This window comes from Alteromonas genovensis (assembly GCF_010500895.1).
GTDB classification, from domain to species: Bacteria; Pseudomonadota; Gammaproteobacteria; order Enterobacterales; family Alteromonadaceae; genus Alteromonas; species Alteromonas genovensis.
Window position 1 is genome coordinate 271,284 of the sequence record NZ_JAAAWO010000003.1, and the last position, 16,665, is coordinate 287,948.

Below are 16,665 nucleotides of genomic sequence, written 5' to 3' on the forward strand. Positions count from 1 at the left end.
TGCTGACGCTAAAAATTATATTTGTATATTTTAACATACTTATGGGAGGGTGATAGGCGCGCAAACTTGAATTTCTAGAAAGTTTTTCTTCTTGCTTATTAGAAAATGACACTCAAATACGCGCTCTAAATTATGTTGGGTCGCCACTGAATGCGGCGCACCGCTAGCCACAATACGCCCCTTATTCATAAGCCACAGTGAAGTACTGTAGTTAGCACTTAAAGCAATATCATGGGAACTCATAATAATGGTGTTGCCTTTAGCGCATAGAGCTTGGATAAGTGTAGCAACGGCGTATTGATGTCGAATGTCTAGCCCTTGCAGGGGTTCATCAAGAATGGCAATGCCTTCGCCGATTTCCAGCTGAGGCCAAATTTGCAGCAGTGCCCGACAAATCTCTACTCGCTGTCGCTCTCCTCCAGAAAGGTGCGTAAGGGGCTTGTAGAGAAATGACTTTACTTCAAGCGCACGTTCCAGCATAGCCGGAACAAGAAGGTTATCGCGATGACTGTGAGCATAAAACGATAAATACTCACCCACACGTAAGGCAAAGTTCGACTCCAACTGTTGCGATAGCATGGTTCTCAGTGACGCTAACTCGGCAAGTGACCAGGTGCTTAGTGATTTATCGCACAGCACAACTTCCCCTTGCTCTGGAGCAATAAGACCGGCAATAACGGCCATCAACGAACTTTTTCCCGCACCGTTTGGGCCAAGAAGGTGTATGCACTCCCCTTTTACAGCATGCAGGGAATCTACTTGTAAGCGGTTGGAGAGACTAATACTGGTTAAATGCAGCACCGTACTCATCGAAGCTGACCTTTTAGCAACGCCCAGATAAGCAGCGGCCCGCCAAGCGTAGCGGTGATCATCGACACTGGCAGGGTAATAGCTCTTGTAAGCTCTGAGCACAGTGCAACAAGTAGCAGCAGGGTTGCCCCAGCTAGAGCGCATAGTGGCAGAAGCAATTTGTTATTGTGTCCAATCAGTAAACGAAGAATGTGCGGAATCAACAAGCCTACAAAGGCAATAGAGCCTGCCATCGACACGGCAGCCCCAACGGCTATCGCACAGGCAACTAAACTTCGCTCTGTGAGCTGATGCACATCTACACCACTGCTTGTCGCCGCTACATCACCGGCATAAAGCTTGTTGTAGCTGCTTGCACTAGCGAACTGGTACCACAGCGCTGCAATAATGAGTGGGCCACCCACCAGCAGTATTGGCCAGCTGGTTTGGTATAAGCTTCCCATTAACCAGAAGGTCAGGTTTCTAAGTGAATTCGCATCGCTGAATAAATAGAGCCAGGCGATAATTGCTCCGCTCAAGGTGGAAATCGCGATACCTGATAAGATAACCGCAGTAGACGACCCGAGAAGCTTTCTGGCGAGTTTGTAAACAGTGAAGGTGGTTGCCAGCGCCCCGATAAAACACCCTAATGGTAATAAATAGTGGAGGTATGCTTGAGCCCAGTGTGGCGTAATGAGCAGCAGCAAAGCTGCCACAAGGCTAGCGCCACTTGTAATACCGACAATACCTGGATCGGCCAGTGGATTTCTTAGCACGACCTGCAAGGTCGCTCCACTCACTGATAACGCAGCTCCCACCAGGGTGGCAGTCAGCACCAGAGGCAGCTGCAGTTGATATAAAATATGCAGCTTAAGCGCGTTCGGTGAATCTGAAAACGCCACGACAGCGAGTACACTCACCAGCGCAACAACAAATAATGATGCAACTGCAGTAACCGTTGCTTTAGGATTTATCAACGTGTGCTGGCCTAATTATTACACCGCGCTACTGGAGGCGTTTTTTATATGTGTGATTAAGCCATCAGAGGCCGACTCAATGAGGTCGAGCACTAACTCAAATCCTCGTTTGCCCCCGTAATACGGGTCGGGCACTTCTTTTTCATCTTCATCGCAAAAGTCGAGAAACAGACTGACTTTTTCGTGATATTGAGCAGGACACATGCCGTGTAAGTTACCCAGGTTGCTCTCGTCCATCGCCAATATATAATCAAATTTTTCAAAGTCACTTTCGTGAACTCGACGACACTTCAGCCCTTTAAAACTGTAACCTCGCTCTACACCCGCCGCCTGAGAGCGCTTATCTGGCGGGTTGCCGATATGATAGCCATGGGTGCCTGCAGAATCGATGAAGAGATCTAATCCCGCTTCTACCGCTTTATGTTTAAAAACTGCTTCTGCTGTAGGAGAACGACAAATATTCCCTAGACAGACAAATAAAACCGATGTGGATTGCTTCATTTACGTTCCTTTAACCTACGTAAGACTATCGATACGAACACCACAGCAACATAAAGTTCGCCGCACTAAACTTTAACGGCAATTTAGCGTACTCTTGCAGTAATTGACCTTACGTTAGCCAGCGTAAATTTATATCTATGATTTTGTGGAGTTTGTATGACCGCACATGCACTAATGCTTAGTAGTTCTCGTCAAGGTGACGAGGCATACCTTGAACATGCAAGGCCTCATATTCTTGCACACTTAGGAGATATTCGCGACCTCCTATTCGTTCCATACGCTGCCGTCACCGGCACCTACGATGAATACGTTAATAAAGTCGCAGAGGCTCTGCCAGAGTGCAATGTCACTGGATTACACACTGTAGAAGACCCAGTATCTGCCATTAATCATGCCAAAGAAAACGGCCAAAGCATTGTGGTTGGTGGAGGAAATACCTTTCATCTACTCTCAACCTTGTATGCCGGTGCGCTAGTGGTCCCCATCAAGCATGCCATCGCAGATGCAACTCCCTATATTGGCTGGAGTGCAGGCTCTAACATTTGCGGTCAATCAATTAGAACCACCAACGACATGCCTATTATTGAGCCGCCTAGCTTTGAAGCACTGAGCATTGTCCCCTTCCAATTAAATCCGCACTACACCGATTATCAGCCTGAGGGCTTTAATGGTGAAACTCGTGATCAACGGCTTTTCGAATTTACAGCACTGAACCCCAGCACCCCCGTAGTAGCTATACGCGAGGGAACTGCTCTTACGCTGACTGACAGTAAGCTCGAGCTAGCGGGAGATAAGGAAGGTTATGTATTTTTGGGAAATGAAAAATCGCCCATTGCTCCTGGTGCAGATTTAACAGAGTTGCTCAATCGCGAGGGCTAACCTGTCGTCGCTTGGCTGTTGGCCGAAGGGGATTTCGGCTAACAACGGCTCTGGCAGCATTGCTTTTAGCGACGCTAAATTATCGCCATAGCGGGTCATATTGCCAGTAATGTCGTTGGCTACCCAGCCGGCAATGTTAAGCCCGTCACCTCTAATAGCTTGGGCAGTGAGTAAGGCATGATTTAAGCACCCCAAGCGCATACCCACCACTAATATTACGTCCATACCAATGGATGCCACTACATCAGATAAAAACCGAGTTGGCTTAGTCTCATCGCCCACATTAAGCGGTAAACGCCAGCCACCGGCCCCCTCCATTAATAATAAATCTGGTTTATAAGTTTGCAGACTTCCCAGCCCCTTTATTATTTTTTCATCGCTTAGTAACACGTCCGCCTCAACGGCCGCAATATGCGGAGCGATGGGCGGTGTAAGCGCAATGGGGTTTATTTCGCTAATAGGTAAATCAATGCTGTTAGACTTCTGGATAGAGGCGGCATCTTCGTTTACCCATTCACCATCAATAAGGTCGCATCCAGCGCTTATTGGCTTATAACCAATCGCCTTGTGCCCTAATTGCGACGCTGCTTCAAGAAGCTTGCATGTAACGTAGGTTTTGCCGACTTCGGTGTCTGTGCCGGTGATGAAGTATTGTTTCATGCCTTTTTTTCCAATCTAAAATGACATACGCGATAGGTAAGCGGGAGACTCCCCGCTTCGCCATGAATGTTGTGATACGCCATACTCAATTTTTTAATATCCTGACGACTAAGCACTTTTTGTTGCTTGCCTGTCTCTCCTGCCCCTACGCCTTTAACCGAGCGCAATAAAGACATAATGTCGCTGTGGCTATCCACATAGTCTCGAGTAATAACTCGCTTCACGGCCAGCCCTGCGCCGCGAAATGCGCGATTCCAACCATCGGCAGTGGGTAATGGAGTCATTGCAGTAGGAAGCTGAGCTAATTTACGCGCGTGCGTTAGCTCTTCAAAGGAACCCGATACCATTATGGCCAATTCTGCGATGGCATCATGGTTGAGTACCCGATGCACTTCTTCAGCGACACTATTTAGGCAGTTGGCCCACTGCAATGCCATAGATGAAAAGGCAACATCAATGCTGTTACTTGCTATAGGTAGCGCTTGAGCACTGCCCAGTTTAAAAGTGAGATGGGGGTAGTTAGTACCCGCTAACGACAGCATCCCTTGTGCAATATCAACACCAACGGCATGTAAGCCACGTGCGTTGAGAGATTGGGTGTGTACACCTGTCCCGCATCCAATATCAAGGGCATTGCCAACAAGTTGGGCTGGTAAGTTGTGTAACCCATGCTGCGCGATGGTGTGTTGAATAGCCGCGAGCTTATCGTAACGTGGGGCTGCCTTGGAAAAGCGCTCTGCGACTGCTTTCTCACTTATGCCTGAGCTTATATTTAAACTTTTACTAGCATTCTGTAGTGGGGTTGGCCTATCCAGGCCTTTCTCCTGAGCCACTGCGCCTTTCTCCTGAGCCAATGCATTTGCTGCTTGAGCGCAAAATTCATTCACGATATGGCCCCATTCGCCAAAGCGAGCGCGTCAACTAACATATCGATATCTTGTTCGGTATGGGTGGCGGTAAGAGTAATACGCAGTCTATCTTCATTTTTCGGCACCGTGGGTTGACGAATAGCGCTAACCCACATCCCTCGCTCTTTTAACGCATCACTAAGCGCTACAGCTCGCTTAGGGCAACCCACAATAACAGGCTGAATTGCGCTTTTAGAGCCAATCAAAGAGAGGTCGCCAACGGTCGCTGCGTTATGGGCAACGCAGTCTTCTCCAAACTCTTGGGCAAACCGCACTCTGAAGTATTCAATATTTGCCCCTAGCTGGTCTTGGCGAGAGGTGTCAGTGCCAATATGAGTGAGCGAATACAAGGTGGCAACTGCTTGCGCAGGCGGCATGGCCGTTGAGTAGACATAGTGTTTTGAGAAATTAACTAAATAATCAATCAGTGTTTGGCTACCAGCAATAAATGCCCCGCCTGTTCCAATGGCTTTGCCAAAGGTTCCCATTACAATAGGTACTTGGTTTTGACTTAACTTTAATTCCTCAACTGTACCAAACCCGTTGTCTCCATAAACACCCATGCCATGGGCGTCATCGAGCATAAACCAAGCGCGGTGTTGCTCTGCTAATGCCGCTATTTCTTTTACAGGTGCTCGATCGCCATCCATACTAAACACACCCTCACTGACTATCAGCGCATCACTGTGCAACGACTCGCGAGCAGACAGCAACGATGCTAGGTGCTCCATATTATTGTGTCTAAACCGGCGAAGCGAGACATTCTTTTTAAGTGACATAGCCCCTTCAAGAAAGGAAGCATGCATGAGTTTATCGGCAAAAATAGCCGACGATTGCGCTGCCGACGCGCTTGGGGAACCTTGGCCAAAAAGCGCCGTACACACGGCTTGGTTCGCGGCAAAGCCTGAGCTAAATAACAAAGCCGCCTCACGATTTAGCCCGTCAGCAAGGGTGGCCTCTAGCGCGAGGTGAGCCTGCGTATGACCCGTCACAAGCGGTGATGCACCGCTACCGCCACCAAATTGGGCAAGCCCTTCTACCCAGCTTTGCAGCACCCCTTCATGCTGGCGCATACCAAGGTAATCGTTGCTGGAAAAGTTGAGATAGTGCTCACCGTTAATACAAATAACGTTGTCTTTTTCGTACTGCTGACACACGCGTTGACGCAGCAAGCCCACCTGGGCCCGCTGAGTGAGTGCATCTTCTAACCAAGAAAAAGACATTAGGCCTCTGCTGTATTCGATTCGTTTTTCAAAGAGGCTTTAGCAGCTTTTGGCTTACTAGCATCGTAAAAAAGTGCGTCAGCATCGCCCTCAGCTTGCTGTGCAATTTCTTCTTCTAGTACTTGTTGATGGGCTTCGTCAGAAAAGTCGCGGGTTCTTTCCGTGTTAATGCCCAGCTTTTTAAACAGCATAACGTCTTCGTGAGTATCCGGGTTAGACGTAGTCAACAGCTTACAACCATAAAATATAGAGTTAGCCCCTGCCATAAAGCACATGGCTTGCATCTGTTCGTTCATAGCCTCTCGACCTGCAGACAAGCGAACGTGAGACTTAGGCATCATAATTCGCGCCACAGCGATAGTGCGAATAAACTCGAAGTAGTCTAAATCTTCAACGCTGTCTAACGGTGTCCCTTTTACTTTAACTAACATATTAATAGGAACACTTTGTGGCTGCTCAGGCAGGTTTGCTAGCTGCACAAGCATACTTGCTCTGTCTGCTGCTGTTTCTCCCATACCAACAATACCGCCAGAACATACGTTCATGCCTGCTTCTCTGACATTTTCTAGGGTATTTAGGCGGTCTTCATATGTGCGTGTAGTAATAATATCGCCGTAATACTCTGGCGAGGTATCAAGGTTGTGATTGTAATAATCTAACCCTGCTTGCTTGAGTGCAACGGCTTGGTCTCGGGTAAGCATGCCAAGGGTCATGCAGGTTTCGAGGCCCAGCTTTTTCACCTCTTCAATCATGCTTACAATGTACGGCATATCGCGGTCGCGAGGGTTACGCCATGCGGCACCCATGCAAAAGCGTGTAGAGCCAACTTGCTTTGCTTCTTTAGCGCGCTCAATCACTTTTTCGATTTCTAAAAGACGTTCTTTTTCAAGCCCAGTGTCGTAGCGCGCGCTTTGCGGACAATATTTACAATCCTCCGGGCATGCACCGGTTTTAATCGACAATAGCGTGCTCACTTGAACTTCATTGGGATTAAAATGCTGCCTATGCACGACCTGTGCTTGAAAGAGTAAATCGTTAAATGGCATTTCAAACAAAGCGGTTACTTCGTCTTTCGACCAATCGTTACGAATTGTTGTCGTTTGCGCATTTTGCGCTGAAGCCAGTGTCATGGACTGTCCTTTACTTGTTCTTTACTAAATGAGAATGCTGGCTTAGTCTATGCGTCATTACAAAGTTGTCAACTCTGACCATTCCAAAATATTTACTAACGGTTAAATTTTGAACAATATTGAATTTGATAAACAGCATATTTGGCACCCGTATACATCTGCCGTTAATCCACTACCATGCTACGAAGTCACTGGGGCTAATGGCGCTGAACTGACGCTCTCTACTGGTGAGGTCCTTGTCGACGGTATGTCTAGCTGGTGGGCGGCAATACATGGCTACAATCATCCTATGTTAAATAAAGCCGCTCACGATCAGGTAGATGCTTTTTCCCATGTCATGTTTGGTGGCATTACCCACCAGCCAGCAGTGGATGTATGTAGAACCCTGCTACAAATGGTTCCTGCAGGGCTAGAACGAGTTTTTCTTGCTGATTCAGGTTCTGTGTCTGTTGAGGTGGCAATTAAAATGACCATTCAGTATTGGGCATGCCAAGGGCGACCCGAGAAATCGCGAATTGTTGCACCTCGCAATGGCTACCACGGTGATACATTTGCAGCAATGAGTGTGTGCGATCCGGTTAACGGCATGCATAGCTTGTTTGAAAGCGTGTTGAGCAAGCAATTTTTCGCTCCCGCCCCTCAGACTCGTTACGGTCAAACCTTCAGCGAAGACGACATCCTTGTTTTAGAAGAATTGTTTGAAAAAAATCACCACCAAATGGCGGCGCTGATATTAGAGCCTATTGTTCAGGGAGCAGGCGGTATGCGCATGTACCATCCTGAATATTTAAAACGCTGTCGTCAGTTGTGCGATACCTATGATGTGCTGCTTATTTGTGATGAGATTGCAACTGGTTTTGGACGCACAGGGAAGCTGTTCGCCTGTGAGCACGCGGGTATAACGCCAGACATTATGTGCTTAGGCAAAGCCTTAACCGGTGGCTATTTAACCATGGCTGCAACGATATGCACTGAAGATGTGGCATTGGGAGTTTGCCAAGGTTCGCCGGGTGTGTTCATGCACGGACCCACCTACATGGGCAATCCGCTTGCCTGTGCTGTGGCTAATGCAAGCCTATCTATTATAAATGAAAACCATTGGCAGCAGCAGATACCGGCTATTGAGAAACAATTACAGAGCGAATTAGCAAAATGTGCAGACTTACCAAGTGTAGCGGATGTACGCGTACTGGGCGCTATTGGCGTAGTTGAAGCTGTGCAGCCCGTTAACGTGGCAGAAATACAGCGTCATTTTGTGAAACACGGTGTATGGATAAGACCCTTCGGTAAATTGGTATACATTATGCCTCCATACATAATAAGTTCAGAGCAGCTAAGTAGATTGACTCACGCTATCTATGACTTCTTTAAATAGCGACATCTTTTAAGGCAAAGTGTTACTAAGGTGAAGTGAAGCTAAGGCAAAGAGCTATTAATTCGAAGGCTAAATAGATTTGGTGTCATCAGGATGTGGGAGTTCATACACCACGCACTTCGACGATGGCATGCGCCAAGTATTACGCATTGCGAGAAAGTAGCACAGCTGCTGCGGTAATGGGAGTCTTTAGCGTTAATGCATGCTTTGTTAAATACATATTTGCTGGTATGGATGCCAAGTAAATCGCTGTCATATTTGTATTAAATTTGAGGTTAACTAATGATCACGCGCGTTTTAGATAAAGTTGTTTTTGCTGTTTTATTTATTATTACGCTACAAGTGCCCATTCTTGCCGATCATTACAGGCAGTACCTTAATGGCTATTACGATGCTATACGAGATGAAGTCACCTTGTCTTCTGAGTTAGCAAAGCAGCATGGCTTTTTATCGGTTGAAGCCATGCTAGACAGCCTCCAACAAAATGACGAGGCCCTAGTAAGAGATAACGCCTCGCAAAAAGCTCAGCGCTTTTCAATGATTGACTCTTTAGAGCAAGGAATGCGTACCCTTGAGTATGGTCACTACTTTGAAAAATTGACCTACATGGCCAACCCAGAACAGTTTTCAACGTTAAAAAAAGTAGTCGATAACTTTCGCCCTTCCATTCCCCTCACGCCGGCTTCGGTCATTTTTAGTTTAGTAACCGCTATCTTGCTCAACCTGCTTATTTGGACCCCTCATTTTTGCTATTGCCAAGCCAAAAAGTTAAAGAGCTCTTCAAAACCCTTCTCTTACAAGTAGTCTACTTGTGTTTATCATTCATTGACGATGTTGCTTTGCCTCTAACGCGCATTTACACGTTGTAACTGCAAATTGGCATTGATGATGCAACATCTTAGATAGTAATAACGTATTTGTTAATACAGATTATTAGATGAAGGTTAACGAATGAGTACGTATATCAGCACCAACCGTGCTCCTGGTACATATGCTTTTTAAGAACTTATTCTTCATTAAAAAGCGCAATACCTCATTCGTGTTTGATAGCTTAAGGAGAAACAATTATGCCAACTGACGCACAAGTATTGATCGGAAAAGTGTTGCAAATTAAAGACAAGTTGTACGCTAAACGCCACTCTATTCCCACCGATTTGCAGAAAGAGTGGAACGCACTTGACAGAAAAACCGCATGTTTTGAAAGCGACGCTTTATTTCACACAGCGGTGAAAGGTAAGCAAATGAACAAGAAGATAAACTATTCAGGTTCAGTGGAAGAACTGTCTCAGCTTGTTTCACGTCTTAAAACGTTAAACAAAAAGGTCAATATTACTCACGTTCATCACTAATCAATGTTTACAGCTGGCAAATTTTGGTGCATACATGCACACACTGTGGTCCTTACTGTTTTTAAACATTGAGCCCCGATTAAGCGCAAGGCCACAGGAATGCTTAATTTAAAGCGCTTAGATTGAAGAACGCTTGTACTTTAGAAACGTTCTGGCTTGGTCATATTGCAATGCAGGTTCAGTTTCTACACAATGCTAGCGTGTCAGAAGAGAATGTTGTAGTGAACCAGTTTTGAAACCTTTAATGTGCCGCCTTAAAAGCCGATTGTCATGGTCTTTACTGTTTCTGTCGCTAGTCAGTTTATTAGCAAGTGCATTACCCGCATTTGCAAACAATACCGTGAGCATTACGGTATTTGAAAATCATAAGCGGTATGTAGAAGCGTCTGAATCCTACGGTATTTCCTGGAAGCTTTTTGAGCTAGCAACGCAACATGCGAAATATCAGCTTGAGCTTCAGCCATCTTCGTGGCGAGCGTCTATGAAGCGAATCAAAGACGGCAAAGTGGACATGGTTTTTGGTGCATTAAAGACTGCTGAGCGAGAAAAATGGGCTTCTTTTTCGCTACCCCTTATCGCTGAAGGTTCGGCGATATTCACCCAGCCTAGTAATCCTGTTATCCATTTTGACGACATTGATTTAGAAAACAGTGCCATAGGTGTGTCTGCAAATTCCCTTCAAGAAACACTGGCTAAAGAGTTAGGTTTTAAAAATATCTATTCTACGGTTCATCGCCCGCAGCTTTATGACATGTTGAAAGGAAACAGATTAGATTACTTATTCTTTGGCACTAGCATAATTAATTACTACTGTGTCAATTACAACAAGGCCGCAACGCCCAAGTGCATGAAACAAGTCAGTGAAGAGTTCCACCCCAGCGGTGTTCATACCTTAGCGTTAAGCAACAATAGCGCGGCAGTAGATAAGCTCAACCACATTAATCAAGCACTTGTCTCCCTTCGCCATTCAAAAGAATTAAAAGCCGTGTTCGAGCAGTACGCCAATTCAGATAGCTTGTATGAGGTCTGGCTTAAAAGCGTCGACGCTTGGCTTGCGGAAAAAAACTAACGGTACTTTTCAATTTATATTAGGGTTCGATTTGTATTTACGTTCGACTTGTATTCAAACATCAGCGCTTGCGCATTGCGTTAGCAGTGCCGAATAAAGATATTACAGCGAATAGTGTAAATACTTCTTAATGTAATTCTGTGCACGGTGGCACAGATATTATATTTCACGCAATCTCATCCGAATCACTTTGATTTTAAATTTTAGAAAATAGCGGTAAATGCTTTCCAAGCCTTATCTTACCTACCCTTAAAAAAGAATTGAGAATACAAAAAAATACATCTCGCCAACCTCATATATTTCCCCAACACTTTGTCTCTATGGCGCATAGCTTGCAGATGTCTCTGTCACTATCACAGCCGCTACAAAGCAAATTAGATAAGTATATGGACATCACGTTTCTGACTAAAGTTATTGCTCGCATTGGATATTCAGCAAAATGCATTGTGTACTGTGTTCTCGGCATTCTTACACTGCTTGTTGCGTTCACCGCCACAAGAGCTGAAGAAGTGACGAAAAAATCAGTCTTTCAAGAGATCTTGTATACACCGTTTGGCTCGTTCTCTCTCACCGCTGTTACTGTAGGTTTTGCCTGCTATGTAGCGTGGCGTCTAGCTCAAGGTGTTACTAATCCTGGCAACCTTGATATGACAAAGCCAAAAGATGTCCTCATGCGCCTATTCTATTTCTTTTCTGCCATCGCCTACGGCTCAGCAACTTATGTATCAATAAAAGTGCTAATGTCACTACAAGACGATTCTAAACAGCAACAGCAGCAAGTTGGAGAGAGTATTCTTCAAACAACATGGGGAGCGATACTTGTTGGCGCAATCAGTTTGGCAGTCATCCTTTTTTCCCTCATTCAGTTTAAACATGTAGTAAAAACGGATTTTATGGATAAATTTGTAAGCTCTATGCCTGCCTTACAAAGCAAAATAGTAGTGTGGTGCGCCCGCTTAGGCTTTGCCTGTCGGGGCGTTGTGTATTTGATGGTTGGTGTCTTCTTTATGAATGCATCCATCGCGCAAAAATCGGAAAAAGCAGGTGGCCTTCCTGAAGCCGTATCCACATTATTAGTTCAACCCTTTGGACCATGGATGGTAAGTGCCCTGGGCGTTGGTTTAATGGGGTTCGGTATTTTTTGCGGTTTCGAGGGCCGATACCGGAAAACAGACTAGTCAATTTTGAGACTTAATGACAGAAGTATTCACTCACTCTTCACATTATAAGGACAGTACAATGAAGGAAAATCCACTTTTACATAGGCATGACGAATACAAGGTAAAAACAAGAGATGTTCGAGTTGTAAGGCTTCTAATTGTTTTAGTCGCGCTTGCCACACTCTACACGCTGTATTTCGCTCAGTCACTGATCATTCCAGTGGTTTTTTCAATGTTGGTTGCACTACTGTTGAGCCCTCTTGTGACTAGACTCAAACGGCTGCTCATACCGCGGGCCGTTTCCTCTATAGTTCTTCTAGCGATGTTGGTTACGCCATTAACTTTTTTGGCATTCGAACTTTCGGAGCCGGCTGAGCGATGGATGAAATCTTTACCTCTATTGGCCGAGCAGATCGCTGAAGAACTCTCGATGATAAGTTCCGTGATGCACGGCGATACAACCTTGCAGGAAAGCCAAGCGAGTAATACCGCATACCCGTGGTTTGAAAAAGAGCCAACGCAAAAAACCGACGATTCGGCTGTAGAGGAGCAATTTAAACAAGGTAGCAGGCAAATGATCTTTGAAATGTTGCTGGCTGCTCCGCTTTTTCTCGCACAGGTAATAGGCGCCGTGGTACTAACCCTCTTTCTTCTTATTTTTGGACCACCACTGTCGAAAGTTGTCATCAATGATTTTCCAATAATCAAAAATAGAGAGCGAGCTAAACTGTTGATTAGAAGTATTCAACAGGCTCTATCTCACTATATTTTAACCATCAGTATTATTAATTGTGCACTAGGTGTTCTAACAGCAGTCGGCCTTTCGTACTTTAATATTCGCGATGCGATTTTGTGGGGCGCCATCGTCGGTCTATTAAACTTTGTCCCTTATATGGGCTCTATAATTAGTGTTGGTATACTGTTGCTTGTTGGTACGCTGCAGTTTGGAATAACAAGCACAGCGCTGCTTCCTGTTGGGATATTCCTTACTTTGAATATCATTGAATCTCAAATAGTAACCCCAACGGTTTTAGGCAAAAGTATGCAGATTAACCCGCTGGTTATCATAGTGTGGCTTTTTGTCAGTGGCTGGATCTGGGGCATGTTGGGTGTACTGTTGGCGGTGCCGATATTTGTATGTATCAAACTGACACTCCAACAAATGGAAGTCTTTCCTCACTGGTTAAAATTCATTGAAGCTCACGACTAACAAAAATAGGTGAATAGAAACCCTCCTACAGAAATACGCAACATTACTGCTCCTCCTCTGAGGAGCTTGTTGTGACTGATTCATAGGAAACGATATCGTCGACTTGCATTTTCGTTGCGTCAAAAAATGCATTCTTCAATACTGAAACCACCGCTTGGAAAGTAGAAATATCAGTACTATCCAGTGTACCTTCAATAGGTATTCGCGCAGCGACTAATTGAGACTCATCATTTTCAAGTATCGCACTTAGCAAATCGGCACCGCCCTCAAAAATAATGGTAAATAATCCGTCATCGTCTTTTTCTGCATCTTCCCGCCAAGAAAAAATACTTAAATCGTAAACACCGGCTTTAGCATAACCGTTAACTTCATTACTTTTTGCCGCTAACTCCATAGCGCCATCAATGCCACCGGCCTCAATATCAAATGGCGTGTATACATTAAATACCGTTTGTATCTGCTTGACCGAAAAGCGTTGTACTTCCATATTAAAATCAAAGTTGGCCTGTTCGCTAAAAGGGTCTAACTTTCCAACTAAAGTGAGGGTTGCCTCTCCCATTAAATCCCCTTTCACGTCAACGCTGGTCACTAACGTTTTCGTCAAATTCTGTGCGTTGGTAATGTTTTTTATATCTGCATTGATGTTTGCAATATATGTAGGTATTTCACCCTTCTTTGTTTGATTAACTAGCGATATTTTACCTTCGATAATTTTTAACGTATCGATAGAAAACACCACTAAATTATTAGCAAGTCCAATCCACGTTCGTTCATCTTTAACTTGTTGGTTTTGCTCCGGTGTCGTGGTGTCTTTGTCATAAACAACTACCTTTGGTTGGCTAAACACCATATTAGTCACTAAATTGCCGTTTAATACCGCCGACCATGCTAGCGAGAAATCGAGTGTTTTCACAGACAGTAGCGGCTTAGGCGATGACTGCTCGTCAACGGCATAAATCTCAATATCGTCAACTGCGTAGGCGCCGCGATACAATTGTAAATCTACGTCGCCGACCTGCCCCGTTATGCCCTTCGTCTGATTAATTTGTTGATTGATATAATATTGAACTGCGTATGGCGCGCCTACGCGCGCTAATATAAGAAGTAAAACAGTTACCACAATAACCGTGAACCATGTTCTTTTGTGCATATCAGCACTAAACCTATCGCTTCTAGAAAGAGACATCCCGCAATCCTTTTTATCTTTAGTTGTGTTCATTTATGTGAATGCTAGCGAAGCGCCATGTAGATATTAGCTCAGCGCAGTGTAAAAACCACACAAGCAATGCTGGCATTAGCGACGTTGAAAACCTCATTATGACTAACAACCTATACATAAGCGCTTTAATTAGGCCCGCAACTGCACCTATGAGCTACATCCATGATCTCCCCCACGAGCTTCCCCCATGAGCTACACCCATGAGGCTCGGGCAACGCTCCTAGTCTCTTCGTATTAAGAGATGGCGCGACGTAAGTAAAACGCAATTTCACTGTGTTTTTGTTGCAGTGTTTTCGCTTTAGTACCTATCAAAAGCTTCTTTCAAAAATTGAGCCAAAACTGGCATCGCACAATTTTTAAAGCAACTCCATACAGCACAAGTATAAACACGAGTGCGAAGGCCTTTTTGAAAACTCAGAAACAGGGCATAAACGTTACATTAGGTTAAAAACTCAATAGGGTAATGTGCGCTGTACGTTTCGAATGTTCGTATAAAGTCAGTCATCATAGCCTAGGGCGAATATCTTTTTCACTGCCTTTGCGTTTTCTGTATTACAAAAAAGAGCAGCATTTGCGATACTAGGTAAAAGAAAGAACCTGTTTACAGAACAGTGTTAATAGACCGCACATAATAGATGCAGATTTAAGGAGAAAGTATGTTTTTAGCCTGCTTGGCTATTGCTATTGGTTTACCGGTACTACTGTGGAGCGCAGGAAAGTTTGTGGGTGGCGCTGCCTCGGTGGCAAATCACTTCGGCGTATCACCGCTATTGATAGGTATGCTGATCATCGGTTTTGGTACGTCTGCCCCGGAAATCATTGTCTCCATATTCGCTGCACTCCAAGGAAACTCAGGTATCGCGCTGGGGAATGCCTATGGGTCTAATATCGCTAACATCTTACTTATATTGGGGCTAACCGCTGTTATTAGCCCTATTGCAGTGAAATCAGAAATAATCAAAAAAGAGCTGCCTGTGTTACTTGGCATCACTTTTTTTGCTGCTTGGCAGGTACTCGACCAACAGGTTTCTAAAGACGATGCGTTTTCACTATTAGGATTATTCGTCTTGCTTATTTCGTGGAGCATTTACCACGGGATGAAAGGCGACAAAGACGCACTCGCCGACGAATACAACGACGAGATCAATGCCTCCGAGGGCACAGTGAAAACCCATGTAATCTGGCTTGTTGCCGGTTTACTGCTGCTTGTTGCAAGCTCACGCATGTTGGTGTGGGGTGCGGTGGAAGTTGCTACGTTTTTTGGTGTCAGCGACACTATTATCGGGCTTACGGTTATTGCTATTGGTACATCATTGCCAGAGCTCGCCTCTTCGCTTATTGCCGTTAAAAAGGGAGAGCACGACCTAGCCATTGGCAATGTGATTGGCTCTAATATGTTTAACACCCTTGCTGTGGTAGGCATTGCCGGCACCATTCAGCCCATGGCCGTGAGTTCAGATTTTATTTATCGAGACATTGCCGTCATGCTTGCATCCACGGTGGCCTTATTTATCTTTTGTATCGGTATTAAGCGCCAAGGACGACTTAACCGCGTTGAAGGGGGAGCTTTCGTGCTAGCCTATATGGCGTACACCTATTGGCTCATACAAGTGGCTTTCATTTAAACTTTCCACCAACAAAAAAGCTAACTCACTGTTGTGGCCAACGTGATTAAACTGGTGGCCACAATTATTGTGAGAATGATTAAGTTAATACCAAAGCTGTCGTTTTTTCGGCGACTTCTTCTTGCCCGCATCACGGTGCTGATTAAACTCAACACTAAACATATGCGAAGCAACACAACCATGGCATCCACGTATGACATGGTCCACGTGTTATCGCCCTCTACGCCCCAGTATTGCTGCACCCCGGTAATGAATTCTGGGCGAGCATAGTGAAACAGAATCAATACCACAACCAGGCCCGCCCAAGCTGCAATATTAAGCCCAAGCATGATCTTGTAAAACAAAGTATCTCCATGAGGGGTTTTCCGTCTATCTTCGCTATGGTGTAACGGCTTTGTGCTCATATTGTCCTTTTCATCGCCTTTCATTGATAAAGAAACATTTTTATTTCCCATTTGTCACTCTGTTCTCTGGCATCCAGCTTATGGTTGAGTATACTAGCGTGCTATTGGATTGTGGCAGACTTCTCATTTAAAGCACCTTCGCCATTGTATTGGCAGCCGTGCGTCTAGAAAGCCACGTTTAAATTTG

The 16,665-nt window shown here is 45.0% G+C and carries 17 protein-coding genes; 8 read left to right on the forward strand and 9 right to left on the reverse strand.

The window, feature by feature from the left end:
- Nucleotides 1-39: 39 nt before the first annotated feature.
- From GTQ48_RS06290 to GTQ48_RS06300, 3 genes are read right to left on the reverse strand one after another with little or no spacing between them, the layout of a single operon-like run.
- The gene (locus tag GTQ48_RS06290; RefSeq protein WP_163105668.1) at nt 40-810 is read right to left on the reverse strand and encodes an ATP-binding cassette domain-containing protein; all 771 of its coding nucleotides are present in this window, start codon (nt 808-810) and stop codon (nt 40-42) included.
- Nucleotides 807-1,763 carry an iron chelate uptake ABC transporter family permease subunit gene (locus GTQ48_RS06295; protein WP_163105749.1) on the reverse strand — a complete coding sequence of 319 codons (957 nt, stop codon included), beginning with the start codon at nt 1,761-1,763 and terminating at the stop codon, nt 807-809. Before GTQ48_RS06295 ends, GTQ48_RS06290 begins: the two co-directional genes overlap by 4 nt.
- Before the next feature lie 21 nt (nt 1,764-1,784).
- Nucleotides 1,785-2,267, reverse strand: a complete 483-nt coding sequence (locus GTQ48_RS06300; RefSeq protein WP_163105669.1) for a low molecular weight protein-tyrosine-phosphatase — start codon at nt 2,265-2,267, stop codon at nt 1,785-1,787.
- A gap of 156 nt (nt 2,268-2,423) precedes the next feature.
- Here GTQ48_RS06300 and pepE point away from each other — a divergent pair, with 156 nt between their 5' ends.
- The gene (pepE, locus tag GTQ48_RS06305) at nt 2,424-3,146 is read left to right on the forward strand and encodes a dipeptidase PepE (RefSeq protein ID WP_163105670.1); all 723 of its coding nucleotides are present in this window, start codon (nt 2,424-2,426) and stop codon (nt 3,144-3,146) included.
- On the opposite strand, the gene bioD is transcribed toward pepE, so the two are convergent.
- From bioD to bioB, 4 genes are read right to left on the reverse strand one after another with little or no spacing between them, the layout of a single operon-like run.
- The gene (bioD, locus tag GTQ48_RS06310; RefSeq protein WP_163105671.1) at nt 3,117-3,806 is read right to left on the reverse strand and encodes a dethiobiotin synthase; all 690 of its coding nucleotides are present in this window, start codon (nt 3,804-3,806) and stop codon (nt 3,117-3,119) included. The two genes, pepE and bioD, sit on opposite strands and share 30 nt — an antisense overlap.
- A complete protein-coding gene (locus tag GTQ48_RS06315) occupies nt 3,803-4,693 on the reverse strand; it encodes a methyltransferase domain-containing protein (RefSeq protein WP_163105672.1) in 891 nt (296 codons plus the stop codon). The genes bioD and GTQ48_RS06315 overlap by 4 nt, the downstream gene beginning before the upstream one ends.
- Nucleotides 4,690-5,937: an aminotransferase class I/II-fold pyridoxal phosphate-dependent enzyme gene (locus GTQ48_RS06320; protein ID WP_163105673.1), complete on the reverse strand. Its 1,248-nt coding sequence runs from the start codon at nt 5,935-5,937 to the stop codon at nt 4,690-4,692. Before GTQ48_RS06320 ends, GTQ48_RS06315 begins: the two co-directional genes overlap by 4 nt.
- Complete coding sequence (bioB, locus tag GTQ48_RS06325; protein ID WP_032096071.1) at nt 5,937-7,067, reverse strand: biotin synthase BioB; 1,131 nt, start codon at nt 7,065-7,067, stop codon at nt 5,937-5,939. Before bioB ends, GTQ48_RS06320 begins: the two co-directional genes overlap by 1 nt.
- Before the next feature lie 109 nt (nt 7,068-7,176).
- On the opposite strand from bioB, the gene bioA reads away from it, so the two are divergent.
- The 6 genes from bioA (at nt 7,177) to GTQ48_RS06355 (ending at nt 13,230) form a co-directional block, all read left to right on the forward strand.
- Nucleotides 7,177-8,442 carry an adenosylmethionine--8-amino-7-oxononanoate transaminase gene (bioA, locus tag GTQ48_RS06330; protein WP_163105674.1) on the forward strand — a complete coding sequence of 422 codons (1,266 nt, stop codon included), beginning with the start codon at nt 7,177-7,179 and terminating at the stop codon, nt 8,440-8,442.
- 282 nt (nt 8,443-8,724) lie between these two features.
- Nucleotides 8,725-9,246, forward strand: a complete 522-nt coding sequence (locus tag GTQ48_RS06335; protein ID WP_163105675.1) for a DUF2937 family protein — start codon at nt 8,725-8,727, stop codon at nt 9,244-9,246.
- A gap of 263 nt (nt 9,247-9,509) precedes the next feature.
- On the forward strand, nt 9,510-9,791 hold the full coding sequence (locus GTQ48_RS06340) for a hypothetical protein (RefSeq protein ID WP_163105676.1): 282 nt from the start codon (nt 9,510-9,512) through the stop codon (nt 9,789-9,791).
- 232 nt (nt 9,792-10,023) lie between these two features.
- On the forward strand, nt 10,024-10,860 hold the full coding sequence (locus tag GTQ48_RS06345) for a substrate-binding periplasmic protein (RefSeq protein WP_163105677.1): 837 nt from the start codon (nt 10,024-10,026) through the stop codon (nt 10,858-10,860).
- Between the two features lie 386 nt (nt 10,861-11,246).
- The gene (locus GTQ48_RS06350; RefSeq protein WP_163105678.1) at nt 11,247-12,038 is read left to right on the forward strand and encodes a DUF1206 domain-containing protein; all 792 of its coding nucleotides are present in this window, start codon (nt 11,247-11,249) and stop codon (nt 12,036-12,038) included.
- Between the two features lie 61 nt (nt 12,039-12,099).
- Nucleotides 12,100-13,230 carry an AI-2E family transporter gene (locus tag GTQ48_RS06355; RefSeq protein ID WP_163105679.1) on the forward strand — a complete coding sequence of 377 codons (1,131 nt, stop codon included), beginning with the start codon at nt 12,100-12,102 and terminating at the stop codon, nt 13,228-13,230.
- Nucleotides 13,231-13,273: 43 nt separating this feature from the next.
- Here GTQ48_RS06355 and GTQ48_RS06360 read toward each other — a convergent pair whose 3' ends face one another.
- Nucleotides 13,274-14,416 carry a DUF748 domain-containing protein gene (locus tag GTQ48_RS06360; RefSeq protein WP_239060017.1) on the reverse strand — a complete coding sequence of 381 codons (1,143 nt, stop codon included), beginning with the start codon at nt 14,414-14,416 and terminating at the stop codon, nt 13,274-13,276.
- 689 nt (nt 14,417-15,105) lie between these two features.
- Between GTQ48_RS06360 and GTQ48_RS06365 the strand changes: the two genes are divergently transcribed.
- Nucleotides 15,106-16,074 (forward strand): calcium/sodium antiporter, encoded by a 969-nt coding sequence (locus GTQ48_RS06365; protein WP_163105680.1) that lies wholly within the window; start codon nt 15,106-15,108, stop codon nt 16,072-16,074.
- Between the two features lie 20 nt (nt 16,075-16,094).
- Here the strand turns inward: GTQ48_RS06365 and GTQ48_RS06370 are convergent, their stop codons facing one another.
- Nucleotides 16,095-16,529: a hypothetical protein gene (locus GTQ48_RS06370; RefSeq protein WP_239060018.1), complete on the reverse strand. Its 435-nt coding sequence runs from the start codon at nt 16,527-16,529 to the stop codon at nt 16,095-16,097.
- Between the last annotated feature and the right edge of the window lie 136 nt (nt 16,530-16,665).